The sequence below is a fragment of the Alicyclobacillus tolerans genome (assembly GCF_900142255.1).
Classification (GTDB): domain Bacteria; phylum Bacillota; class Bacilli; order Alicyclobacillales; family Alicyclobacillaceae; genus Alicyclobacillus_I; species Alicyclobacillus_I tolerans.
Genome location: NZ_FRAF01000003.1, coordinates 119,553 through 144,050, shown reverse-complemented (window position 1 = coordinate 144,050; position 24,498 = coordinate 119,553). Strand labels below are relative to the sequence as shown.

Below are 24,498 nucleotides of genomic sequence, written 5' to 3'. Positions count from 1 at the left end.
GTTATTCTCCTCCCATCGATAGAGATTTGTCTTCTGGAAGTCGGCTCATTCTGGAAAGCGTAAACCAAAAATCACTGCCCTTACCCACTTCACTTTCTACACCAACTTCTCCGCCAAGCGCTGTTACTATATGTTTAACAATAGACAACCCCAATCCAGTCCCACCAGATGCCCGACTGCGATCCCGATTGACTCGGTAAAATCTTTCAAACAAGCGATCGAGATGTTCTGGAGCAATACCTATTCCTGTATCTATGACATGAACTTTCACTCTATCAACGAGAATTTCACAACGAATCGTCACCTTGCCGCCACTTGGCGTGTAATGAATGGCATTGCTCATTAAATTGAGAAATACTTGCAAAAGCAAGTCGTCTTCCGCCCAAACATTCACCGGCTCAAAAGGTTCTAATTCAAGTTGAATCTGGCGTGCTAGAGCTACTTGGGTCAACCGATCAAGCGCCCGTTCTACCACATCCATCAATGGAACAGTAAGCAATTGAATCCGATGTTCTTCAGCTTCCAATCTGGAAAGTTCCAGCAAATCGCTGACCAGGGCGTTCATCCGATTGGACTCGTCGTAGATAGTTTGCAAAAACTGTTTTTGTACTTCTGCTGGTGCTTCATCATCAAGCAATGTCTCTGCAAAACCGCGGATTGCAGCTATTGGAGTCTTTAATTCATGCGAGACATTAGCCACAAACTCGCTTCTCATTCTTTCTAGTCGACGAAATTCAGTGACATCATTGCAAAGCATGAGAACATCAAAAGCCACTTCCCCATGCATTGCGGTTTTGCTCTTGGATGGCACAGGTACCAAACGGATTAACACCGTCTGTGTGTCGCGCAAATTGAGTTCGCTCTGCCATGGAGTTCCAAACAACAATGCGTTGTCTATTGCCGCACCTAAATGATAGTTTCTAAATAGAGACCAATGGTCTTGTTTGGTCCAATGTTCAAGAGGCTTGCGGAACATTAACTGGGCTGCTTCATTGACCATCTCTATGGTTCCACCGCGGGTAATATAGATGATTCCCGTGGTCATGTTGTGCAAAATGTGTTCCAGAACATCACGTTCTGCAGATAGTTCATCGACCACCGTTTCAATGCGACTGGTCATTTGATTAAAACTGTTGGCTATCTCACGGTTAAATCCACGCCGTAAATATTCGTACATGCGTAAGCTGTAATCACCGTTGCCAAAAGCGTCCAAAGAATCTTGTAAATACTCCATAAAATATTTGCCCCAACGCCGACGAATTCCAAAAACAATCAGCGGAGTCACCATACCTGCAAAAAAGGCCAGCATTACGGGTACAATCATCCAGAACTCCTTCCAGACGGATCGGTAAACTTATAACCAACACCTCGTACGGTTCTGATATATAGCGGATTTTTAGGGTCTTTCTCAATCTTATCTCGCAAATGGGATACATGAACATCGACAATTCGCGTATCTGTTGTTGAATTATATCCCCAAACGCGATCAAGCAATTGATCTCGAGAAAGTACATGTTCTTTGTTTTCAAGAAAATATTGAAGAAGGTCGAATTCTTTGGGTGTGAGATCAATCAGTGCTCCCGCCAAAGATACTTCATGCTTAGAGAGATCTACCAGAACATCTCCCGCTTTGAGTGTGCGCGAACTGCTTGCCTCTTCAATGTCTTCTTCGGTATTATCCATACGCCGCAAAACTGCTCGGGCGCGGGCTACTAATTCTCTAGGAGAGAATGGTTTTTTGACATAATCGTCAGCCCCCATTTCCAAACCGACCACCAAATCCACTTCTTCATCTCTGGCAGTTAAAAGAATAATGGGTACTTCAACTTTTTCCTGGCGTAGACGACGACAGACTTCCAAGCCATCCATACCAGGCAACATCAAATCTAAAATGACCAATGAGAGCCGTTGGGGGTTCTGACGGATAAGTTCATAAGCAGACTTACCATCTCCTACCGTTTCAACCTCATATCCTGATTTTTGAAAATTGTAAGCAACCAGTGTACGAATGGACTCTTCATCATCCACAACCAGGACTGTTGGCACGCCATCGCCCTCCAAATTTTTAACTTAAACTCATTTTAACTTGTCCCCCTAATGGATTACAATATGATATAGTTAAATAGAATTCTCTGTTGAATCTACCATCTTAATTCTTATTTTTATGAAATCCCACATTTGGAAAAGTTGGTGAATTAATGGCCACCATAGGAGAAAAAATACGTGAATTGCGTCAGCAACGGGGACTGACGCAAAGCGAATTAGCGGATGGAATTGTTACACCGAGTATGATTAGTCAAATTGAATCAGACAGAGCTAAGCCTTCTTATAACTTACTGAACAATTTGGCTATTCGACTAGGTATGCCCATTGAATATTTTGTTACAGAAATGGACGGTCAACAATCTGCTTCAGCTACTCTAGCCATTGCACGTTATTATGTTGAAGTTGGCCTCCCTGAAAAAGCATTAGAAATTTTAAATAAAATTCATACCGAGAACGCATATGGACTAAATACTCGTATATTGATGTTAACTCAAGCTATGGCTCATAGGCACCTAGGTCAGTACCAGAGCGGCGTACCTATTTTAGAGAGTCTTCGCGAACAGGCTTTTCGCAGCCAAGACAAATTGCTTCTATTTGAAGTTTGCCGAGAATCTGGATACCTTGAGCTTGGCATGAAAAATGAAGATGGTGCATTGCATGAATGGAAGAAAGCCGTCTTCTACGGAAAAGAACTGAGACAAGAGAAAATTTGTGCCACTGTAGAACTTAATCGCGACATGATGGATATGTACTATAAGATGTATCAAATTACTCGTCAAAAATATGATGGACAAATGGAATCTATCAGTTATCTTCAAGAAGCTATAGAACTCGCTAAATCAGCACCTAAAATTGAACATATGGCAGAAATGCTGATTATGGATGCCGAATTTCTAGAAGATGCGGATACTCAACTCGCCACTACACTAGCTTTAAAAGCTTTAACACTAGTAGAAAGTCTTCGCTTCCTTAAGCAAAGTGATGTTGTGCAGGCAACTATAACAGAGGCGTCTGAAAAAATTCCGGAACTCCAAGAAGTCAGCACAGCTTCTGAAGAACAACATTGTATAGCACCTCAGACAACCTACCTGTTTATCCAGGCAGAATGTCATAGAGCAAGGGCTGAAATGAGCAGGGGCGAGTGGTCAGCCGCTCTCCGACGCATTGAACGCGCCAGTGAGATATTAAATGATTGTCATGGTATTTGTGAATTCTCTCAGCTTTCTTATCGGGACACACTTAAAGAGCTTGGAGAATTGCAAGCTGATTATTTCAAAATGACCGGCGAGACGGAAAAGGCGGCAGACGTTTTAATTGATTTGGCAAATCAATTTCCAGAGGAAGAACTCGATATTCGTGTCCAGTGGCTTGCCACTGCTATTCTATGGCTTAAGGAAGTTGGTCAGCCAGCTAAGATTCGCGAAATTCAAGAACGACTTGAATCATTCTTACTTCCTAAAAATCCTGTTCGTTGGATTGATTCTCGCACTTAAGAAGCCTTTTCCATAGTTACAACAGAAAATCATAAAAATCGGCCATCATCTGAACAACAGTTCAAATAATGGCCGATTCTTTTGGTTCTTCGGATTGGAGAATGCCAATTTCTCGAACAACTTCTTTAAACGGCTCGACCAAATCGGGATCAAACTGAGTACCTCGACATGCGTCCAATTCGTCAAAAGCTTCTTCCATTGTCCGTTTTTTACGATACGGACGACTGGTGGTCATGGCATCAAATGAATCCACAAGAGTCATAATACGGACTGACAATGGAAGCTCTGCCCCTAATTTCCCTTCCGGATAACCGGTACCATCATACCTTTCATGATGATAACGAATGATAGGCAGACAGTCTGCAACTTCTGATAAGCCGAGCGCCAGTTGATAACCAATATTTGGATGGTCCCGCATCAGATCCCATTCTTCTTTGGAAAGCGGGTCACTTTTGGCAATGACCTCTACCGGTATCTTCAATTTCCCTATGTCATGCAAAAATGCTCCAACTCTTATAGTTTTTTGCAAATCTTTATCGAGATTCAGTTTCCGCGCGAGAGCTGCTGCATATTTAACATTTCTTTCAGTATGTCGGTATGTATAGCGATCGCGTGAATGCATCAATTGCATGAGTTGTTGCATTTCGTCAATCAATTTCTCAGAAACATCCAGTCCTTGTAATTCGCGAATAATATCTTCGGCAATGGAACTAAACACTGCAACACGACTGTGTGTAGCAACTTTAATCTTATACAACGCATCATCTGCAGCGCTCAGGACCTCGTGCTTTTTCTCACCAGTATCAGGATATCTTGCTACTCCTATACTGACAGTCAACTTTGTTACTGGATACTGCTCCGTACTTGGAAAATTGTAATGTTGAACAGCATCGCAATAAACTTGAGCACGTTGAGTGGCTTCTTCAACGGAGACATCCGGAATAATAATTAAAAATTCTTCCCCGCTCACTCGGGCGATTAACTCACCCTCTCTGGCCGTTGTATGAAAGAGCTTTCCTAAATGGCTCAGAGCGAGATCGCCATGCAGATGTCCGTGGGCATCATTATATCTGCGAAAATTATCGATATCCACGAGTAATACATTGAATGGAAGGTTATCGGCCACTCGTTTATCTAACCAGTTATGTATGTAACGATGATTATGCAATCCTGTGAGTTCATCTGTGATAGATAAGCGTTTAAAATGGTTGGTAAGCTTAAAGTATTCTTGGTAAACACGGGAAACGATCAAAATGAGAATGGTAAATATGATAACGCCTCTCAGTCCAGAGGCATGAATGGTCAAAGCTAGAAGATAGGCGGTGAGACCACCGACTACCAACACACTAAATGTTGACTTTTGAAGCATTGACTTAATCCCTATCTTCAAGCCAACTAAACCTTGCATTATAATATAACAAATTAATATTAATAGCATATTAACTATTGAATAAGTGATCAGACATAACAACACATAATCATAATTGAAAAGATTATTAGAACCTTGAGCGTTAAATAATGATCTAGTAAACCAGACAGCAAATGTCGAAGATAAAGTAAATATAGACTGATTAAACATTTCATCTATTTTCTCAGATTTATTATTATTCTTTAAATTAATAATATAGGTATATAATGCCATGAATGCTCCACTTACAAGAACGGTTTTCAAAGGATATACTAAAGAAAACCCTAAGTAAAATGTCATATTCCACGTAAACCCTAGATGCTCATTAATTATAATCTTAAACATCTGAGTTAATGATATTAATCCGATTAACGAATATAAAATTAAGTCGTCGGGAATTTTTATTGAATTTAATTGATAAATTGCTACAGCAATCACTGTCAACGCTACTATGAACTGATATATTTTTATTGATTTATAACGCCAGCTATTTTGCAGATTCATTTGCTCCTCCTCCACTAACTACGGAATAATTTTGGAGCAACATTGCGTTGTAAATTAACACCCCAAGCCCAACGGCAAAAACACAGTCACCTATACTAACAATATTAAAAATCAAAAAGTGAAACGGAATAATATCTCCAAGAAACGGAAGCAATGTATGCTTATCCATAGCAATACTTTTACCGTAATGTCCAGACAAAAGATCATCTACAGCTTTTTTACCAAAGGCTCTTACGGACGGTAAATAAGCTGGCATCCTCATCCCATTGAGCGTCATTTCAAGAAAGTTTAAAAATATTCCCGCTAACATATAAGGGATTCCTTTAAAGCGAATATTAAGGAGACAAAAAATCAGAAGTGCAAGATAGCTTAATATGACCATAATCAAGTAAAGACTGTTTGAGAAATAATGAATGCTAATCATTTGCAATACATATGCGACTGGCAACACCCAGAAAAATTTTAATTTCAAATTGGCCAAATTATAAATGCTGCCTTTCTTCACCAATCCAAAACCTATTCCTATCAATATGGCAAGAATCTCAACTGACATTGGTGTACCCCGCATTATACTTTTTTGTAAAACGGGACCGGGTAAAAACCCGGTCAAATAATTATGAAATCCAGAAAAATCCTGCCTGCGCTGCGACTGTCATGAGCGCGAGCGCTCCAAAAATAGCAAGGGCTTTTACTTTGTTTGACATCGTGGGTTCCTCCTCAGATGGGTCAGATAACGACCGATCTGAAGTGCTTTGAATTCTGCTGCGATTGTCAAGAGTTGCCGGCTATACTTAGTTGTCTAAGTAGACTACCGAGTGCCGTAGCTATGAATCCTAGTAAAGGAGTTACACCCCGATGCATGCATTATATAGTGAAACCGTTAAGATTTTCTACAGGTTTAGACAAAAATTCTCCACATTCTATATTTTTTTGCTAATTTAAAAAATAAATCGTTTGAGAGAGTGTCTCTCAAACTACTTTAGTGTGAATTTTTATAGAATTAGTTTCTATTGCATCATGGGAATCATTGAGATGGTTTGTAGGGAAAGCTGCCTGGCACTTGGCGTGCGAAGATCGAATAGCCAAGCGACGTGATGACTCGATAAATAGTAATCGCGCAGAATTTGCAAAAAATCGTCTTCCGACTGAACTGGATGATAATAGACCTCGGACCAATGAGATTGCAAAAGTTGCACAATGGCTGATGTGTCATCATGAGATTGAAAATCCATGATGACTATGGTGGGTTCACTTTTCAGCGTATCACTGCGGCGAATGATTTGGCGTATGATGCCCTCAACAGATTCACTGGCATCTTTCATCAGCAAAATATACATCATAGGTAGTTGAGGATGGCGTCTCTTTCTCCACAGATGGACAATCTGTGTAAGAAAGGCTAAAAACCCATAAAGAGCTGCCAATAGTACAAGGAGCGTCACCAACATATACGCCCCACCTCCTTGCATCAACCTATGCATGAAAGTGAATGTCCGCTACTTTAAAAAACACATGTAAAAAGATAAACGCTTCAGTTGGCTCTTGTCAGCATCCTTTGGATTGAGCACTTCCAAGAAAAAAAGGTGCCTTGACCGATTGGCCAAAGCACTCAGGGTATGGGGTAAGGGTAATACTACAGCATACGTGATTCTATTCTTTTTTATGGGGGTCACGTGAGGAATGCAAAAAATTTATTGACTGATGGCGCGAGCTTGTTCAGCCAACAAGCTTGCCTTATCCGTACGCTCCCAGGGAAGTTGCAAATCGGATCGACCAAAGTGACCGTATGCCGCTGTTTGGCGGAAAATGGGACGTCGCAAATCCAAATCGCGAATAATGGCTGCTGGACGCAAATCAAAATTACGCTTAACCAACTCTACCAGAGCATCTTCTGATAATTTACCAGTTCCAAAAGTATCTACCATAATAGAAACCGGACGCGCGACACCAATGGCATACGCTACTTGAACTTCGCATTTGCGAGCCAATCCAGAAGCTACTAAGTTTTTGGCAACATAACGAGCCGCATAAGCAGCACTGCGATCTACCTTGGTAGGATCCTTACCGCTGAAAGCTCCACCGCCATGTCGGGCATAGCCACCATACGTATCGACAATAATTTTTCTTCCCGTTAATCCAGCGTCACCCTGCGGCCCACCAATGACAAATCTACCTGTCGGATTGATAAAATATTTGGTCTCTGCATCCAAGTACTCTTTAGGTACTACAGCAGAAATCACATGTGTATGCATATCTTCAGAGATGGTCTCTAAAGTCGTGTTATCATCGTGTTGGGTAGAGATTACGATGGTATCGACACGAACAGGCTTGTCCCCATCATATTCAATCGTAACTTGGGTTTTACCATCCGGACGCAAATAGGGCAATGTGCCGTTTTTGCGCACTTCACTCAGCCGCCGTGAAAGCTTATGTGCCAAAGAAATGGGTAGCGGCATCAGTTCCGGTGTCTCGTCACAGGCAAAACCAAACATCAAGCCCTGGTCCCCCGCACCGATTTCCTCCACCTGTTCATCCGTCAAGTTACGAGCTTCCAGTGCAACATTGACGCCCTGAGCAATATCTGGCGACTGTTCATCTATGGAAGTGATGACTGCGCAAGTTTCCGCATCAAAGCCGAATTTAGCACGAGTATATCCAATATCTGCAAGCGTGCGGCGGACAATCTTCGGGATATCCACATAACAAGACGTCGTAATTTCCCCCGCCACCAATACCAAACCAGTCGTAACCGATGTTTCACAGGCCACGCGCGCATGCGGATCATGAGTTAAGATTTCATCCAGTACTGCATCTGAAATTTGATCGCAAATTTTATCAGGATGCCCTTCTGTTACAGATTCAGAAGTAAACAGACGGCGAATAGTCATCCTCACCAACCCCTTCCCAACTTCTTTAACCCCTTCAAAACAAAACAGGGTAATCGTAATCTATTTGTCGAATCTCGTCAATCAAGAAGCAACCTGGAATTCTTTACCTTTCTATGAATACGGTCGCTGTTGCCGCAACATCTGCCAGGCGAAGCGCGGAAGAGCCATTTGTCGACGCAATCTTTTGGGTTCTTTGAGCAATCGATAGAGCCACTCTAAATTGAGTCTGCGAAAAACATGAGGTGCTCGCTGAATGGTTCCACCCCAGACATCGATACTTCCACCGATGCCCAAAGCCACACAGGGAGGCAAATGCGCCAAATTCTTGTAAATGAGCATTTCTTGCCGAGGTTGTCCCAAGCCAACCAACCAAAGATGCGGTTGAAACGACTCTATTTCCTTAAGAATCTGCGGCCAATCTTGATTTTGATAATATCCATGGTGACCCTGAAACTGATGCAGCGGAAACCGCTGTTGCAATGTTGCCATACAAGCTTGCAAAGATTCAGGCGATGCACCGAGCAGATAAACACGCAATGACGTATGGCGACGCATAGCCTCGGCAAATATATCCAGACCGAGATCGACACCTGTCACCCTTTCCGGAACAGGCCGTCCCATTCGAGCGGCTGCCCATACCACACCCACACCGTCAGCCGTTACTAAATCAGCAGAACGACTGATGCGCATCATTTCAGGATTTTCTTTCGCTTGCATGACAAATTCCGGCCCAGCCGTAATTACCATTCTGCGACTTTTTTCACTTATCCAATGCAAAATAGACTCCACAGCTTCATTGGATGTAACACGATGAAAACGCACACCGAGGACATCCACAACATGTTCTGCTAAAGCTTCGCTCGCCAAAAGCAACTTCATCCTTTCCAAACGGAATGGGAATTAAGCACAGCTGCTACAGCAAGCTGTAAATGATTTTCCAAAGCGGGGCAATAACCTCGAATCCCTTCCCAGCCATAAACGCCCAAACCGCCGCTAGGGTGATGAAAAATCCCATGACAGCCATTATTAGATGAAAGCTTTTTTCTATTCTCTGCTTCGAGTGCAAACCCTTCCCTCACTCTCATAGTCTCCTAAACCGTTATTCTCGATAATTTCAGTGTATCCTGTAGACTGGATATTTGAAACTATTTCTAGAATTCTTCGCCAAGAAGTAAAGGAAACTCTCTTGTATACAGAGAATAACAGATTATATTTGGAGAAATTGTGGAGATTTGATTGACTTTATCATAATGAAATGTTACTGTTGCGGCGTAGGGAAAATTTTAGCGAGTACGTGTGTACTTGGTAGGAGGCAATAAGGTGCAACAAGGGACGGTCAAATGGTTTAACTCCGAAAAAGGCTATGGCTTCATTCAAGTAGAAGGCGGCAATGACGTATTTGTTCACTACACCGCCATTTTGGGTGACGGTTTCCGCACTCTCGAAGAAGGCCAAGCTGTTGAATTCGAGATTGTAGAAGGTCAACGCGGACCTCAGGCAGCCAACGTTACCAAACTATAAAATTTAATCCCAATGTGGATATGAAGTGACTGCCTTGTGTGTCCACTCACACGGGGCAGTTTTTTCATATCCACATTAGATATTTATTGGTTCGATCACGATTCTGCTGTGTCAACATCGATATTCAAATGTTCCGGATGGTTGATGCTTTTGTTAAAGATAAGCACAATAGCATTCATCACCAAAATCGACATGGTCACATAAAAAACAGAACGAATGCCGTAAATAGAAGCCACCATTCCACCCAGCAATGGCCCAATCAGATTACCGAGAAAAGTAGCACTTGAATTCAAGCCAAAGGCTGTCGCCTGCATACGCTCGGGTGCCATCTTTCGAACCAATACATTTAAGCTCGGCAACATTCCTCCAATAAAGAGTCCCAGCAAGAATCGTCCTACCAACAACAAGCCAATGTTATAGGCCAACGCTTGTGGAATGTACATGCAGGCAGCGCCACAGAGCGCAAAGATGAGTATTTTTTTCTGCCCTATCCTATCCCCTAGTCTACCCAGCAAAGGCGAGCCAATTAAATTGGCAATTCCCGACATGGCTACAACCAGACCAGCAATGACTTGGAGATGGCGGCCGTGATAAATCGTTTTAGTAAATACCGTTACAATCGGTTCAATGCTCATGACACCTAATTGGGTAACAAAGGAAGCCAGAAAAACAGGTAAGAGGTAGCGCAGAATCAAGAAACTGCCACCTTTGACTTTCTCTTTGCGCCCCTCTTTGCGAACTGGCTTTTCATGCACAAAAAGCAATACAACTATGCTGGTAATGAAGAGCATAGCTCCTGTCAACAAGAAGACATGGCGAATGCCAAAAGACTCGGCTAACACGCCGCCCAGAAGAGGACCAATCAAACCACCAGCAATACCGCCTGTTTGCAAAATGCCAAGTGCGCGTCCCGCTTCTTCTTCTGGTGTAACCGATGCTTGCAGAGATATGGCCATAGAAATGAAGCCTGAGAACACACCATTTATAAAACGCAGAATCAATAATTCCCAAGGCGCATGCACCATACCCATTAAAGCCGTCATGGTTCCCATACCAAAACCAGCGCGCAAAAGCATTATTTTTCTGCCTCGCCGGTCGGCCACCGCACCCCAGATAGGTTGAAAAGCAAAAGAAGTGACAAATTGTGCTGCAAAAACCCAACTTGACCAACGCTCCAGTGTAGAGAGTTGATGGATTCCCAATTCCCCCAGATAGATGGGTAAAAAAGGAATGACCAGGTTCATCCCGGCCATGACACCAAAGTTTGCTATCCAGAGGATAACAAGCGTACGTCGCCAATTCATTGCATGCGATCCTCTATTACTTTTCGCATCCGTTCAGCCTTTTCCGCGGCTTGCAAGGCATTTTCTCCAGTGGCCGAAACATACGCTTTAAGCTTAGGTTCGGTGCCGGATGGACGGACGGCCATCCAGGATCCATCGCGATACATAAATTTCAATACATCCGATTTTGGCAAACTGAGGGACTCCTGCCAAACTTTTTGAAGAGATTCGTCAAACATACTGGCCACTCCCTTCTCATAATCCTCTACACGAACAAGCTGCATGTTGGGAATATGTAATTGGGTTTTGCGCAGTTCGTCAATGCGCCCAATCATTCGCTCCTGACCATCTTCGCCTTCAAGATGAAAATTAAGCAAAAATTCATGAGAATATCCAAATTCTTTATAAAGTTCTTCCAGTGCATCGTGCAGCGTGTGACCTTTTTGCAAATGATAAGCTGCCATTTCGCAAATTCCTAAAACCGCCTGTACCGCATCCTTATCACGAACCATATCTGAGAGCAAATAACCGTAACTCTCTTCGTAACCCAGAAGAAATTTGTACTGACCTGAACGCTCATATTCTGTAATTTTTCCACCAATAAACTTAAATCCAGTCAACGTTTCTTCAACCACTACCCCATGGTGAGAAGCAATTTGCGCACCAAGATTAGCAGTAACAATCGTCTTAAAGAGAATACTGTTGCTTGCCAATTCTCCTGAATGGCGCTTGGAACGAATCAAAAAATCTGCCAGCAAGGCTCCAACCTGGTTGCCTGTCATCAACTCGTATTGCCCATCAGAAGTACGCACGGCAATCCCAACGCGATCCGCATCTGGATCGGTTCCGAGTACAATATCGGCTTGTAAATCGCCAGCCGCCTGAATGGCCATGGATAGTGCCTCGGCTTCTTCTGGGTTGGGACTTTGCACAGTTGAAAAATCCGGATCAGGATGCGCTTGTGGAGCAAAAACCTGAAACTTTGAATATCCAGCAAGTTTCATAGCTTCCATGACTGGTACACGCCCAGTGCCATGCAGAGGCGTGTAAAGAACTGTCAGTCGACGGCGTTGTTCCTGACTGACAAGTGCACTCTGCACGTTATGTACTACTGTCTCAACAAAACTTTGTCGAACTTCGCTGGGAATCTCGCTCAGTTTACCCTGCTTTCGAGCGATTTCTTCGCTGAGTACGGGTAACTGGAAGATATCTTCTGGTTCAGAAAGAAATTTTACTATTTGTGCTGCAATCTCAGGCAATACCTGTCCCCCGTCAGGTCCATAGACTTTATAACCGTTATATTCCGGTGGATTGTGACTGGCCGTTATCATGACACCAGCCGCCGCTTTTCGGCGGCGGACGCTGTATGACAACTCCGGTGTAGGACAGAGTTCAGGCGCTACTTCAGCACGCAATCCTAAGGCCGCCAGTGTGCACGCAGTTTCTATGGCAAACTCTCTCGATTGATGACGACAATCATAGCCAATGACCACCAGTTGACCGCCTTGTTCTTTGACCCAGCAGCCAAGCGCATGGGATACGCGACGAACCGTATAAACATTCATCCGGTTCAATCCAAGCCCCATCACACCCCTTAAACCACCCGTTCCAAAAGCAAGTTGGCGACCAAAACGCTCGTGAATTTCTGAATCTTTTTTTCCCAAGCGCGTCAATTCTTGGCGTTCATATTCCGTTAGTTTGTCAGAGTGCAACCAGCGTTCATATTCTTTGCGTGCGTCCATGGACAACCCCCACTACCTAAGTGTTTGGTTCATATATTACAATCACCGCAAATGTTCAGCAAAAAATTGCAGAACCGTGGCAAAAGAATCACGTGCTGCATCAATATGATACGATGCACGCGTGTCGTTAAAGAAGGCGTGATGGGCTCCTTCGTAAACTTTATATTGGAATGACTTTCCTGCTTCTTGCATCTGTTTGGCAAACTCAGGAACCTGATCGGTAATTCGCGGATCAAGCGACGCGTAAAAACCGTATACAGGACATTGAATGGATGAAATTTTCTCTTTCGCTGGTGCATTGCCGTAGAATATAGCCGCTGCAGCCAATTCGGGATCTTCAGTAGCCAAAACTGCAGAAAGAGCCCCGCCCATACAAAAGCCAACAGAACCCACTTTGGCTCCTTTGGACAACGGTTGTTCAGCGCGCAAATATTGGCTGCTGGCTTTCAATTGCGGTATGTATCGCGTCGGATCGAGACCTCCAAACAGGGTTCCAAACGTCGTACGCACTTCAGTGCGCTCTGGCTCAGGCAGGGCATCCATAGCCCGATCCCGTTCTTCAGGATTGTTCCAAGCGCTGGGTGGTACGGTCTCGAGAAAATGTTTCACTTTGACAATCCGTTCGCCACTCAAAGCTTCTGGCCGCTCACCATTTTTAGCGTATAAATCAGGCGAAAGTGCCACATACCCTGCCTCTGCAAAACGTCGTGCAACATGTTGGATGTGATCGTCCACTCCCCAAATTTCCTGCAGTACAATGACAGCCGGAACGGGACCTTTGACACGTTCAGGTACGGCTAAATATCCAAGATACTCTTGATCTGCACCATAGCGAATCCAATCAGCTTGAATCGTCATTGGTGATAACCTCCTCAAATCAAATCAGCACTACAGCCTTTATGATACCGAATTTAGAGACACGAAACAAAATAACCGACTCCTCTTTTTTCGATTTTATTTACAAGTTGTCGATTGCCTACAGGACACTTACAATAAATCCAAAAGAGTACAGGAATGGGGGATGGAGAATGCCAGAGCAGACTCGAAAGTTTGTGGTCATGACCATCAGCGATTCATGTTACGCCGGCAAGCGGGAAGATGCTGGCGGGCCACTGCTGATACAACAAATAGAATCTCTTCCTCTTGTTCTCTATGAACATCTCGTCTTACCCGACGAAGAACAGTTTATTGCACATTCATTGAAAGAATATGCTGCCGTACCGGAAGTCTGTCTCATAGCCACCACTGGTGGGACAGGAATTTCTCCGCGTGATGTGACTCCAGAAGCAACTTTGTCAGTCATTGAGCGGCCGCTGCCGGGAATGGCTGAAGCCATGCGCCAATATAGTCTGAACCAGACACCTTTCGCGATGCTTTCAAGGCAAGTTGTGGGTGTCATCCGTCAGACATTAATTATTAATTTCCCCGGCAGTCCAAAAGCTGTCAACGAATGTTTTCAGGTTATCCAACCGGTACTTTTACATACTATCGATCTGATTCGCGGCAAGACAGAACATCCATAAAGTAACACTTCAGTCTTTAGGTCTATCCTTTGTTTTAAACTGTTTCCCCATTTCTGCCGATCGCGCTGCTGCCGCCTGCAACGCTTCATTGACAAATGTTTTGAGTCCAGATTGTTCGAAAACTTGCAGGCCAGCATGGGTCGTCCCACGCGGCGAAGTCACGCGACGGCGCAAAATTTCAGGCGAGAGTTGCCAATCCAAAAGCACTTTGGCTGTTCCAGCCACCGTATGAAGCAATAGTGCGCGCGCCGTCTCCTCATCAAAACCCAATCGTCGAGCACTTTCTTCCATAGCCTCTAAAAAATAACATACAAATCCAGGTCCACTCCCGGAGAACGCAGTCGCAGCATCCAATAGAGATTCTTCCATTTCCACCACTGCGCCCACCTGCTCCAGCAAAAAGCGAGCCAATAATCGATCTTTATGGGTGACATGTTCGGCAAAAGCGACAGCCGTCACACCCGATTCCACTGCAACTGGTAAATTGGGCATGGTGCGGACAACTGCTGCCTGGTTGCCAATCGCTTCTAATAACCACTCTGTTGACAAACCGGCTGCAAAGGAAATCAATAGTTGACCGTGCAAATAGGGGCGTAACTCATCAAGCGCCTGTGCGGCATCAGCAGGTTTAACTGCCAGTACCACAACCGCCGCATCTGCAGCATCTATCAAACTTTTAGCAGGAACCACTCCGTATTCTTCTTGTAATTCCATCAATCTTTGACCGCGGCTGCGATTGAGAACATAGATCTGTTCAGGCTGCAATGCCCCTTTACGGACAATGCCGCGAATAAACGCTTCCGCCATAGCTCCTGCCCCCAGTAAAAACAAGCGTGGGGCTGGCTTGTTTCCTAACGGAAGGATATCTGCCTCATTAAAGCTGAACATGTTCACCACTCCTATCTCTCTGTCTGGTAAAGATTAGTGCGCGGTCAATCGTCCGTCTATAACTATTTTGAAAACAGAACAACGCCTTTTTTGTTTGAATTTCCAATTAAAATACAATAGTTTGAATATAAATGCAATGCAAAAACAGCAAGAACTGTTTCATGAAACTCATGAGTCCTTGCTGTCTGTGAATGGCATTTCAAATTTCAGGGCAAGGGAGATCCCGTCTTTTTCCATAATTCGTAACCTTTTTCAAGAAAATCTAGCTGTTCCTTTGTAAGACCCCATTCTTGGCGTTGGGAAAAATCCACCCAAACGCGATCGACAATCTCAGCGGAAGGAGAAAATGGCCGTTCCTCGACTAGACGCAACAACCAAGCCACATCATAGGAGTATGCAAGCGATGCAGCGTCTATAAAAGAGAGAATTTCTACAAGACAGCCTGCTTCTTCTAATATCTCACGGCAGACAGCATCTTGAAGCGATTCTCCTCGATTGACCAAACCTCCCGGCAATCGCCAACTCGGTTTGTGATAACTGTGATGCAAAAGAAGAAAAGAACCATCCGTTCGGAAAACCACGCCCACAACCGCCAAAAGAACACTAGGATGAACCAGTTTGATGAGGCGGCTCGTCAAACCGCGCGGCAGTAGACCATAAATTTTCAGCAAGCCTCGCCGCACAGCAAGCCTGACATGAAACGCCACCTTGTTTATCCCTCCACCACAAATGCCGCTATTGCATCCAACACCTGTTGCTCCCAATCTAATCGATTATAAGTATGATCTGCCCCTTCAATACGCACCAGTTTTGAGCGACCTGGAAATACTTCATTGCAGTACTGCTCAGCGATTGCAAACGGAACTGCCTGATCTTCAGTTCCATGCACGACCAACACCGGACCCTGGTAAGGTTGAGCACAGGCAAAACCATCAATGGTCATTAAATCATCATAAAAATCCCAGCCAATCAAATCACCATCGCGATCGTACAAAATTGGACTGATGCGTTCTGGCGGATGCTCACCCATGGCTGCCTGAATCAGTTCCCGCATATTTCCGGCGGCCGAAAGCAAAATCAGGCGTTCTACATCTTGCGGCCGTTCTCCAGCGACTATGCCAGCTACCAATCCCCCCATGCTTAAACCAAGCAACATCACACGATGTCTTTGAATGGAGGGCAAAGATTGGACAAAGTCGAGTATCGCATGAGCTTCTTGAACTTCTTTACGAACAGTCATCTCTTCAAAATCTCCATCACTCTCACCACTGCCAGAAAAATCAAATCGAAATGAAGCGATGCCAAGAGCGCACAATCGACGACTGATTTTCAAAAAAAGGCGATGTTCCTGTAACTTGTTGGCTGTAAAGCCATGGAACAGAATGATAGCTGGAAACGATTGTATGGGCTTGCCAAGAAACGCCTCGTCCGGCCAATGTTGCATACCGCGCAGCGTGTTTCCGTCCACATTGAGACTGATTGCTGACTGCATTGCTTCAACCTCCACTCATCCTGATACTTCCATCATACCACTTTCTCCCGGCTCATCATTTCGACAAAATCCTCAAATGATATGTTAGGTTTCCTAACATATCACCTTGACGTTCTTACCTTTCTCCTTCTATCATCAAAACATATGCATTTGAGTATAAAGGTGAGGAGAGGAATCCGTCCGTGACTGCTCAGGAAGTTTTAGATCTTATAAAAAGAAATCAAATTGAAATGGTTGATTTTCGAATTGTTGATGTGCCTGGCAGACAACATCATGTGACAGTGCCTGCCGTGGAAGTTGACGTTGAAATGCTGGAAAATGGCATCGCTTTTGACGGTTCGAGTATTCAAGGTTTTCGTGGCATTGAGGAGAGCGACATGGTCATGCGACCTGTTTTGGAGAGTGCTTATGTCGATCCGTTCATGGCTGCGCCCACGCTCGGTCTGATGTGCACAGTCTATGAACCCAACGGTACTCGCTATGAACGCGATCCGCGATTCATTGCAGAAAAAGCAGAGAAATTCTTGCAGGACTCAGGCATTGCGGATGCAGCCTATTTCGGACCGGAATTGGAATTTTTCCTTCTCGACGATGTCCGTTATGACAGTTCTCCATCAGGCGCTTTCTATGCCATTGACTCCGAGGAAGCATTTTGGAACAGCGGTCGTGGCGGAGAAGCCAATTTGGCTTATAAAGTAAAAAACAAAGGCGGTTATTTCCCTCTCCCGCCAACGGATACTCAGCAGGATATCCGTACGGAAATTGTCAAGGAACTTATGAAAGCAGGCATTCGCGTTGAACGTCACCATCATGAAGTGGCTACTGCCGGACAGGCAGAAATCAACTTCCGTTTCCATACATTGACCAAAACCGGCGATACCGTCATGATGTACAAATATATCGTCCGTCAAGTAGCACGTAAATACGGTAAAGTTGCTACCTTTATGCCCAAACCGATTCTGGGCGACAACGGTTCTGGCATGCATGTGCATCAAAGCCTTTTCAACGGTAATCAGCCACTCTTCTTTGAGGAAGGTCAATACGGTAATTTGAGTGCTCTGGCGCGTCATTACATCGCTGGCATTCTCTCTCATGCTCCTGCTCTGCTCGCTTTCGCCAACCCGAGTACCAACTCATACAAACGTCTAGTGCCCGGATTTGAAGCTCCCATCAATTTGGTTTACTCAAAAGGAAATCGCAGCGCCGCCATACGTGTTCCTGTTGCTGCAGTCACACCCAAATCAGCCCGTATTGAGTTCCGTACCCCGGACGGTACTGCCAATCCTTACTTAGCGTTTGCCGCCATGCTCATGGCAGGTTTAGACGGCATTGAGCGAAAACTCGACCCCACCCAACTTGGTTTTGGGCCAATTGATAAAAACATCTACGAATTGAGTGCAGAAGAAAAAGCTTCGATTCAGAATGTTCCTGGTTCATTGGAAGAAGCGCTCGATGCTCTGCAGGCTGATCACGAATTTCTGTTGCGCGGAGGTGTCTTCACTAAAGATTTCATCCAAAACTGGATTGATCTGAAACGCTCAAGTGAAGTACAACCTCTTGCACAACGACCACACCCGTATGAATTCCATCTCTATCTCGATCTATAATTCGTGCATTTTACTCATGCTATAGAAAAAACAGCGAGGCAGGATTCTCCCTCGCTGTTTTTTATGTTTTTTATTCATTTTAAGATGAGATAGGAAAATTGTAATTCTGAGAGTTATCATTATCCCAATCTCCATTACTATCTTCAAATGCCGCATTCAAAACACTGCCATTAGGCACAGTGATGACAGCTGTCCATTCTCCATTCGACTGGCGAGTCATGACTGTATTCGTAATACCATTCCAATTGTTGTATCCCCAATGCATTGTTAATGAAGAAGCTGTGCTGGCCAACGGACCATTGTACGTAATCGTCGCCTGCTGACCTGCCACCAAAGGCGCAGGGTTTGTGCTTACCGCTGTCAATGGTCCACCTTGTTGCACCAAAATTTCCGCATAATGCCCAGGCACGGTGACACTAATGTTACCCTGACCATCCACACTGACTGAAGAAGCTTCCGAAGCCCCACCAACAAGCGGCGTAATATTAGTAAAACTACTATTATAGGGCGATCCGGCCTCATAGACAGGAATGGTTTCCGTTTCCGTACCATTGGAATTATTCAAAACAACAATGATTCTTTGCTGTCCATCCATGCGCGCAAAAGCAAAAATATTGCTGTTGTCATCTGCTACCAAAGGCATAAACGATCCGTCTGTCAACGCGGGATATTGATGACGCATCGCAATCAATTGTTGGTAGAGTTGAAAGACACTATTGCCACCATTGGCCACTTGGCTCCAATCAAATGTCCAACGTTTCCCTGCATCATTATTTCCGCCACCCATCATGCCATATTCATCGCCATAATAAATGGTAGGGATACCGACATACGTAAATTGTAAAAAGGCGCCAAGATAATCTTTCCATAGATTCGGTGTTCCACCATACGGATAGGTGACTGTTCCTCCACTAGGCGTGGTATAGGTTTTGTAATTGATAGTTTCTGCAGCACGTTCCGCAAATCTCGGCACATCTTGTGTACTTAATTCGTTGACTTGAGCCAATTGAGCAGCTCTTGGAACACTATTGAGTGTTCCAACTAGCCAACTTTCCAGTGTGGTTGGAGAGATGGAGTTTGCGTTAAAGCCATCATCATATCCAGTAATCCACTCTGAGGCCGGTTGTAAAAATCCATTATAATTGACTGAACCATCCCATTGATTACCATTGTTCAACCATTCCTCAGGTTGTGACCCTTCAAACCACTCCCCAAAAATAAAGGCATTAGGATTGACCGACTTGACACTTTGACGAAAGCTTTCCCAAAAAGCATGATTCGTTGGATCGTTATAATTTCCATTTGCTTCTGGGTCATATCCATTAGCACCGATATGTCCAGGTGCATCAAGCCGCCATCCATCCGCATCGAATGGGGGTTCGAGATAGGTATCGGCGACAGAGAGAATTTCATTCTGTAAGGAAGAAGAACCATAATTGAGTTTGGGAAGATTGGATACCCCTGCAAAAGTAGCATATTGAGATGGCCAATTGGTAAAGGTATACCAATTATAATAAGGGCTGGATTGACTGGACTGTGCACTCGTAAACCAAGAGTTCGAAGCCCCAGTATGATTAAATACGCCATCCAAGATGACTCGTCCCTGTTGTCCAGCATTGTCCAAAGTATTATGGGCATCCGAAATTAAGGTTTCCAGAGCACTGTTACCTCCGAAATGCGGATCAACTTGAAAATAATTTTGCACATCATATTTATGGTTAGTATTTGCCGTAAATACTGGTGAAAGATAGAGAATATTGGCTCCCAACGTATGCTCAATATAATTCAATTTATCGGCAACACCCTCTAAATCTCCACCAGCAAAGGCTACCTGATCTGCCCCACCGGGATCGCCCAATTCAGGGTCTTGCCCCCAACTAAGCTGTACAGTCGGATGCCCATACCAAGAATACTCGCCATTCGTAACGTCATTACTGACATCTCCATCAAAAAAACGATCGACAAAAATTTGATACATCACACCATTTTGGGCCCAACTTGGCGTGCTAAAATTCGGACTGATAACAAAGTCATCATATGTGTTCCATTGATTTCCGGAAAAAGTTGGTGTTGGATAGGCTGTAGAAGTAGCACCGGAAGCATTGTAATAAACGGTTGAGGAACCATCATTCGCTTGAAAATAATAGTACTCCGTGTTAGACGTAGCAGGCAGGGTAGCCGACCAAAATTCATAGACCCCATTGACGTCGTTTCCTTCCAGAGACATCGGATAGTACGTGGTCGATCCCGATGCAGTGTTGTATACAACGACATTAGCACTGCTTAAATTTCCTGCTGAAGCTCGAAGCGTTACTGTAATCGGTTGATTCGAAGTAGGTTCCTGTGGTGTAAAATAAAGTGGCCCTTGATCGGAAAACAAAGCATTACTGTCTACACTAGTGGATGCCTGCACAATATCTGCCGGATTGACCCAAGCTGTTGATACACAAGCAAAAGTTGATGCTCCCACAAATGCAAACGTTTGCATTAAGGTGCGAAAATTTGCATTCACCGAACTTCCCTCACTTTCTAATCAGAAATATTTGATGATAATTTTAAGAATATTACAAATTATTTGTCTGTCAATAGTAAATCCTTATTTTCTTGCTCATTTCAAATAAGCAGGCATGGTTAAACTTTCAGCATTGATTTGAAAAAGTTGACGTTTACATTCGACATGGGGAGAATAACGGTAGGAGCGTGACACCATTTTATGATCAACGATCTTTTACATCGAGGATTAGTCGTCGTATTTATTGGATTTAATCCTTCGCCAACATCATCAGCTACAGGTTTTCCATACGCTCATCGCAGCAATCGTTTTTATCGTCTCTTGCATTCATCGGGTTTGACCCCCATCTTACACCCTCCCTCTGACAACCCCCATATGCTGGCTTGGTATGGATATGGATTTACCAATATTGTAGCTCGCACTACGAAACGAGCAGATGAAATCCGACCTGAGGAATGGCGAGCAGGCAGGCTTATACTCAAAGATAAACTTTCTCTTTACAAACCTATCATTGCTTGTTTTGTGGGAAAAGGCGTCTATCAAAAATACGCTGAACGCAGTAAAGTTGATTTTGGTTTTCAAGAGTGTACTGTATTGCCTGACATGATGGAATTTGTCGCTCCGGGGACAAGCGGCTTAGTGAGAATGGATTTTGCCGTGCAAACTTCTATTTATGAAGAATTGGCCAAAAAAGTAGAGGAATTACGCAAAAAAGGGTATCGACCGCCTCGCCAGAATTGAAGAAGGGCGGCCGTTGTATAGTGGATACGTAGCCCATAGAGTCAATTATTCAGATTGAGCAAACTCCCAAAGTTCCTCAATATCTTTTACCATCAATGGAACCAATGACTGATAAATTCTTTCTCCTTTTTCTACACTGGCTGCTGTTGCATCCCCTGAGTTTCCATGGGGAAAAATCCGCAACCCCATCTTTTTCGATTTGATTTTCCTAGATAATGTATCTTGATGATGATGAGCTACACTCATATCCACCAAAGACTCGTCAATCGCCAGAACACAAGAAGTTTCATCTTCTCCAGCGTGTCCGACAGCAGGCGCAATAGCTGCAATCTGTTCGCGATAATCGAGCCACCAGTGAATCGTCAACACATACGCACCGAGATCGGCCAAACATTCGGACACTTCATTGAGAGCCGAAATATTGCCACCATGTCCATTCAGCAGCACAATATGTCGAAATCCTTGATGAAAGAATTGCTCACCGATATGACGTACATAGTCTGTAAAAATTCGCTGTGAGACATCAATCGTACCAGGAAATGGAGCCAATGCCCATGAATGCCCATAGGCAATCTCTGGTGCCATCATGATACGCTTACCAAGAATAGCGTCGAGTCGTTTGACAAACTCTCGTGGAATCAGTGTGTCCGTACCAAGAGCACAGTGTTCCCCATGTGTCTCCAGCATGCCAATGGGAATGAGAACGGTGTCTATCCCTTTTTTTAACTGTTGTACGTACTCTCGTTGGGTTAATTTCATCATGTACATATCTCTAACCACCTATCGAATCAAAATGGGATAACTTCATAACATCCTTAACTCAAGACGATGTTGCTGCGTTAGAAGATACCCACCAATAATTCATCTGCGGAAATCCCGTTAAAGCATTACCGTATAGGACAGTTCCATGCACTTGGGGAGCATGTACTGCGAGTGTGGCCACATTGCCATCCCAGAGAACAGGCAGATGCAAGGCTGTAAAATATTCATATTTGTAAAATGCTTGCATAGCCTCTTCTGGTGTCGCGTAAGGTTGATGCGTAGCAGCAATCAAGGCGTCCTCCTCCGGATTGCTGTAGCCAAATCCAGATGGAGCGTTGGTTGCAAACAACTGTCCGCCGCTTGGATAATAGCCAGGCCCGTTATAAAACCAGGCAAGTCCGTTGGACATCTCCCAATCTCCAGGATTTTTGGCGTTGTAGGTAATCGACTCCTGAGTACTGGCTGGCATGCTTTTTAGCGTTACGTCAATTCCCTCTTGTGCCCAGTCTTGTTTCATAATTTCTACTTGATTTTGTTCTGATGCCGATCCGGCAGCATAAATCATGGTAAATTTCAATTTTTGTGCCCCTTTGGTCATGATACCATTGACTAACTTCCAACCATGGGCTTCCAGAAGCTGCTTCCCTTTTTGTGGGTTATAAGGATATGGGTTTTGACTCAATTGGCTATCAAAAAAAGCAGTATGTGGTATTTGCGGAATCGGTCCGTCCAAGGGAGGAGCAAAACCATGATAGACCGCTTGATCAATACTTTCGTTATCAATGCCCATCTGTAACGCTTGGCGGATATATAGTTTGTCAAACAAACGGCGTACAGGTGAGCCAGGGAACATGTTCAGTTGTGTTTCAAAATATCCAAACGCATATTGAGGTGTGATCACTTCACCTTTGGAAAGAAGCGCTTGTCGTGAACCGTATTGACTCGGATCCAGATAGCCTACATTAATGGACCCCGTTCTCAGACCGGAAAACTCTGCCGTATTGGAAGCTTCATACTGAAAAATAATTTTGTTCACGATACTTTTATGGCCACTGTATCGTGGATTCGGTACAATTGTCCAAGACTGATTGGGTACAGCGCTCACTAATTGAAAAGGTCCGTCAACTACAGTATCAAACATGGGATGAGTAGCTTCGTCACCTAAATATTTAATCTCCTTCTGGATATTTTGATATTTGTCCCAAGCACTAGCTGGTAAAGGTGTCAATTGAATCAATCCATTGTAGATAAACCACTGTTGATTGGCTGGATGATCCAAGGTGACAGTAAATTCATAGGGACCATTCGCTTTCAGACTTTTTATGCCGTTTGGAATATCCCCCGTTCCAGCTCCAACATACGGCCATGGCGAAGGGGCGTTTGCTGCAGAAGCAGCTTGAATGACATGCCAAGAAAAAAGAATATCTTTGCTGGTGACAGGATGACCATTAGACCAGTGCCATTTGGAATTCATAAAAACATGGTAGACAGTCCCCTGGCGATTGTAGGTAATTTTACTAGCAATGGAAGAATTCCAATCGATCTCGAATTGATTGTTAATCCAAAGCAACGGTTTATAAAGCATGTTGATTAATTGGGCATTATCAACGCCATCATCCTGAATGTTAAAAAGCGGGAAAAACCAATTCAAATTCGCCTGTGGTGGCTCTGCAAAAATTATGGTTCCCCCTGGCGTTGGATGTACTGTTCCATTGACAGTTTGCCCAGCCGTTCCTTTTGAAGGTGTCTGACTTGCGCACCCTGTTACTGCCATACAAAGTCCCAACCCAATGAATACCATAGAAGATATTTTACGCATGGAATGATTCCCCACTCTAAACCCCCCTCTTTTCCATTCAAGAAACCAACGCCCACTTACCTTTTCATTTACTCTTTGTTTGGATCGATCTCGTTTGCGAAATGAAACACTGACCCTTTTGTCAAGCCCCAAATAAGTGTTAACAGTTTTCATGTTCAATATATCATAAAAATCTGTAAATTCAAATCATAAAAGAGCGGTTGACAATCTTTGTTTCATAAGGTGAGATAGATTGAAGAAATAAATTACGCTTTAGACGAACATAGACCCGA

At 44.0% G+C, this 24,498-nt stretch carries 22 protein-coding genes; 5 read left to right on the top strand and 17 right to left on the bottom strand.

Features of this window, described 5'->3' with window-relative positions; all coding sequences use genetic code 11:
- Position 1 precedes the first annotated feature (1 nt).
- Both BUA75_RS02775 and BUA75_RS02770 read right to left on the bottom strand, forming a co-directional pair.
- The gene (locus tag BUA75_RS02775; RefSeq protein WP_242650233.1) at positions 2-1,324 is read right to left on the bottom strand and encodes a sensor histidine kinase; all 1,323 of its coding nucleotides are present in this window, start codon (positions 1,322-1,324) and stop codon (positions 2-4) included.
- The gene (locus BUA75_RS02770; protein WP_072873059.1) at positions 1,321-2,046 is read right to left on the bottom strand and encodes a response regulator; all 726 of its coding nucleotides are present in this window, start codon (positions 2,044-2,046) and stop codon (positions 1,321-1,323) included. Before BUA75_RS02770 ends, BUA75_RS02775 begins: the two co-directional genes overlap by 4 nt.
- Before the next feature lie 152 nt (positions 2,047-2,198).
- On the opposite strand from BUA75_RS02770, the gene BUA75_RS02765 reads away from it, so the two are divergent.
- Positions 2,199-3,539 (top strand): helix-turn-helix domain-containing protein, encoded by a 1,341-nt coding sequence (locus tag BUA75_RS02765; RefSeq protein ID WP_072873058.1) that lies wholly within the window; start codon positions 2,199-2,201, stop codon positions 3,537-3,539.
- Between the two features lie 61 nt (positions 3,540-3,600).
- Here the strand turns inward: BUA75_RS02765 and BUA75_RS02760 are convergent, their stop codons facing one another.
- The 6 genes from BUA75_RS02760 to BUA75_RS02735 form a co-directional block, all read right to left on the bottom strand.
- The gene (locus BUA75_RS02760) at positions 3,601-5,451 is read right to left on the bottom strand and encodes a bifunctional diguanylate cyclase/phosphohydrolase (RefSeq protein WP_072873057.1); all 1,851 of its coding nucleotides are present in this window, start codon (positions 5,449-5,451) and stop codon (positions 3,601-3,603) included.
- The gene (locus BUA75_RS02755) at positions 5,435-6,004 is read right to left on the bottom strand and encodes a DUF5317 domain-containing protein (RefSeq protein ID WP_072873056.1); all 570 of its coding nucleotides are present in this window, start codon (positions 6,002-6,004) and stop codon (positions 5,435-5,437) included. Before BUA75_RS02755 ends, BUA75_RS02760 begins: the two co-directional genes overlap by 17 nt.
- Before the next feature lie 454 nt (positions 6,005-6,458).
- On the bottom strand, positions 6,459-6,896 hold the full coding sequence (locus tag BUA75_RS02750) for a hypothetical protein (RefSeq protein WP_072873055.1): 438 nt from the start codon (positions 6,894-6,896) through the stop codon (positions 6,459-6,461).
- A 243-nt stretch (positions 6,897-7,139) separates the two neighbouring features.
- Entirely contained in the window at positions 7,140-8,336 is a 1,197-nt protein-coding gene (metK, locus tag BUA75_RS02745; protein ID WP_072873054.1) for a methionine adenosyltransferase, read from the bottom strand.
- Positions 8,337-8,447: 111 nt separating this feature from the next.
- On the bottom strand, positions 8,448-9,203 hold the full coding sequence (locus tag BUA75_RS02740) for a WecB/TagA/CpsF family glycosyltransferase (protein ID WP_072873090.1): 756 nt from the start codon (positions 9,201-9,203) through the stop codon (positions 8,448-8,450).
- An 8-nt stretch (positions 9,204-9,211) separates the two neighbouring features.
- Positions 9,212-9,415: a hypothetical protein gene (locus BUA75_RS02735; protein WP_072873053.1), complete on the bottom strand. Its 204-nt coding sequence runs from the start codon at positions 9,413-9,415 to the stop codon at positions 9,212-9,214.
- A 241-nt stretch (positions 9,416-9,656) separates the two neighbouring features.
- Here BUA75_RS02735 and BUA75_RS02730 point away from each other — a divergent pair, with 241 nt between their 5' ends.
- Positions 9,657-9,857 carry a cold-shock protein gene (locus BUA75_RS02730; RefSeq protein WP_072873052.1) on the top strand — a complete coding sequence of 67 codons (201 nt, stop codon included), beginning with the start codon at positions 9,657-9,659 and terminating at the stop codon, positions 9,855-9,857.
- Positions 9,858-9,952: 95 nt separating this feature from the next.
- On the opposite strand, the gene BUA75_RS02725 is transcribed toward BUA75_RS02730, so the two are convergent.
- The 3 genes from BUA75_RS02725 to BUA75_RS02715 are packed head-to-tail and all read right to left on the bottom strand — an operon-like array spanning position 9,953 to position 13,740.
- A complete protein-coding gene (locus tag BUA75_RS02725) occupies positions 9,953-11,161 on the bottom strand; it encodes an MFS transporter (protein ID WP_072873051.1) in 1,209 nt (402 codons plus the stop codon).
- Positions 11,158-12,882 carry a phospho-sugar mutase gene (locus BUA75_RS02720; protein WP_072873050.1) on the bottom strand — a complete coding sequence of 575 codons (1,725 nt, stop codon included), beginning with the start codon at positions 12,880-12,882 and terminating at the stop codon, positions 11,158-11,160. Before BUA75_RS02720 ends, BUA75_RS02725 begins: the two co-directional genes overlap by 4 nt.
- 42 nt (positions 12,883-12,924) lie before the next feature.
- Complete coding sequence (locus BUA75_RS02715; RefSeq protein WP_072873049.1) at positions 12,925-13,740, bottom strand: dienelactone hydrolase family protein; 816 nt, start codon at positions 13,738-13,740, stop codon at positions 12,925-12,927.
- 170 nt (positions 13,741-13,910) lie between these two features.
- Between BUA75_RS02715 and BUA75_RS02710 the strand changes: the two genes are divergently transcribed.
- Complete coding sequence (locus tag BUA75_RS02710) at positions 13,911-14,405, top strand: MogA/MoaB family molybdenum cofactor biosynthesis protein (RefSeq protein ID WP_072873048.1); 495 nt, start codon at positions 13,911-13,913, stop codon at positions 14,403-14,405.
- A gap of 9 nt (positions 14,406-14,414) precedes the next feature.
- On the opposite strand, the gene proC is transcribed toward BUA75_RS02710, so the two are convergent.
- The 3 genes from proC to BUA75_RS02695 all read right to left on the bottom strand — a co-directional run bounded on the left by proC (position 14,415) and on the right by BUA75_RS02695 (position 16,785).
- A complete protein-coding gene (gene proC / locus BUA75_RS02705) occupies positions 14,415-15,293 on the bottom strand; it encodes a pyrroline-5-carboxylate reductase (RefSeq protein WP_072873047.1) in 879 nt (292 codons plus the stop codon).
- Between the two features lie 206 nt (positions 15,294-15,499).
- Entirely contained in the window at positions 15,500-16,000 is a 501-nt protein-coding gene (locus BUA75_RS02700; RefSeq protein WP_072873046.1) for an NUDIX hydrolase, read from the bottom strand.
- Between the two features lie 5 nt (positions 16,001-16,005).
- Entirely contained in the window at positions 16,006-16,785 is a 780-nt protein-coding gene (locus BUA75_RS02695; protein WP_072873045.1) for an alpha/beta hydrolase, read from the bottom strand.
- Positions 16,786-16,967: 182 nt separating this feature from the next.
- Between BUA75_RS02695 and glnA the strand changes: the two genes are divergently transcribed.
- Positions 16,968-18,392: a type I glutamate--ammonia ligase gene (gene glnA / locus BUA75_RS02690; protein ID WP_072873044.1), complete on the top strand. Its 1,425-nt coding sequence runs from the start codon at positions 16,968-16,970 to the stop codon at positions 18,390-18,392.
- Between the two features lie 79 nt (positions 18,393-18,471).
- On the opposite strand, the gene BUA75_RS02685 is transcribed toward glnA, so the two are convergent.
- Positions 18,472-20,880: an alpha-amylase family glycosyl hydrolase gene (locus tag BUA75_RS02685; RefSeq protein WP_083574034.1), complete on the bottom strand. Its 2,409-nt coding sequence runs from the start codon at positions 20,878-20,880 to the stop codon at positions 18,472-18,474.
- Between the two features lie 225 nt (positions 20,881-21,105).
- On the opposite strand from BUA75_RS02685, the gene BUA75_RS02680 reads away from it, so the two are divergent.
- A complete protein-coding gene (locus BUA75_RS02680; RefSeq protein ID WP_072873043.1) occupies positions 21,106-21,645 on the top strand; it encodes a mismatch-specific DNA-glycosylase in 540 nt (179 codons plus the stop codon).
- 45 nt (positions 21,646-21,690) lie between these two features.
- On the opposite strand, the gene BUA75_RS02675 is transcribed toward BUA75_RS02680, so the two are convergent.
- The gene (locus tag BUA75_RS02675) at positions 21,691-22,413 is read right to left on the bottom strand and encodes a creatininase family protein (RefSeq protein ID WP_072873042.1); all 723 of its coding nucleotides are present in this window, start codon (positions 22,411-22,413) and stop codon (positions 21,691-21,693) included.
- A gap of 52 nt (positions 22,414-22,465) precedes the next feature.
- Positions 22,466-24,241 carry a peptide ABC transporter substrate-binding protein gene (locus BUA75_RS02670; RefSeq protein ID WP_242650232.1) on the bottom strand — a complete coding sequence of 592 codons (1,776 nt, stop codon included), beginning with the start codon at positions 24,239-24,241 and terminating at the stop codon, positions 22,466-22,468.
- Between the last annotated feature and the right edge of the window lie 257 nt (positions 24,242-24,498).

Excerpts from the sequence above, each read along its gene's own strand:
- proC (WP_072873047.1), bottom strand. The coding sequence starts at position 15,293 with ATGTTCAGCTTTAATGAGGCAGATATCCTTCCGTTAGGAAACAAGCCA.
- BUA75_RS02715 (WP_072873049.1), bottom strand. The coding sequence starts at position 13,740 with ATGACGATTCAAGCTGATTGGATTCGCTATGGTGCAGATCAAGAGTAT.
- BUA75_RS02685 (WP_083574034.1), bottom strand. The coding sequence starts at position 20,880 with ATGCAAACGTTTGCATTTGTGGGAGCATCAACTTTTGCTTGTGTATCA.
- BUA75_RS02750 (WP_072873055.1), bottom strand. The coding sequence starts at position 6,896 with ATGTTGGTGACGCTCCTTGTACTATTGGCAGCTCTTTATGGGTTTTTA.
- BUA75_RS02755 (WP_072873056.1), bottom strand. The coding sequence starts at position 6,004 with ATGTCAGTTGAGATTCTTGCCATATTGATAGGAATAGGTTTTGGATTG.
- BUA75_RS02680 (WP_072873043.1), top strand. The coding sequence starts at position 21,106 with ATGATCAACGATCTTTTACATCGAGGATTAGTCGTCGTATTTATTGGA.
- BUA75_RS02675 (WP_072873042.1), bottom strand. The coding sequence starts at position 22,413 with ATGTACATGATGAAATTAACCCAACGAGAGTACGTACAACAGTTAAAA.
- BUA75_RS02720 (WP_072873050.1), bottom strand. The coding sequence starts at position 12,882 with ATGGACGCACGCAAAGAATATGAACGCTGGTTGCACTCTGACAAACTA.
- BUA75_RS02710 (WP_072873048.1), top strand. The coding sequence starts at position 13,911 with ATGCCAGAGCAGACTCGAAAGTTTGTGGTCATGACCATCAGCGATTCA.
- BUA75_RS02695 (WP_072873045.1), bottom strand. The coding sequence starts at position 16,785 with ATGCAGTCAGCAATCAGTCTCAATGTGGACGGAAACACGCTGCGCGGT.
- BUA75_RS02765 (WP_072873058.1), top strand. The coding sequence starts at position 2,199 with ATGGCCACCATAGGAGAAAAAATACGTGAATTGCGTCAGCAACGGGGA.
- BUA75_RS02775 (WP_242650233.1), bottom strand. The coding sequence starts at position 1,324 with ATGATTGTACCCGTAATGCTGGCCTTTTTTGCAGGTATGGTGACTCCG.
- metK (WP_072873054.1), bottom strand. The coding sequence starts at position 8,336 with ATGACTATTCGCCGTCTGTTTACTTCTGAATCTGTAACAGAAGGGCAT.
- BUA75_RS02760 (WP_072873057.1), bottom strand. The coding sequence starts at position 5,451 with ATGAATCTGCAAAATAGCTGGCGTTATAAATCAATAAAAATATATCAG.
- BUA75_RS02725 (WP_072873051.1), bottom strand. The coding sequence starts at position 11,161 with ATGAATTGGCGACGTACGCTTGTTATCCTCTGGATAGCAAACTTTGGT.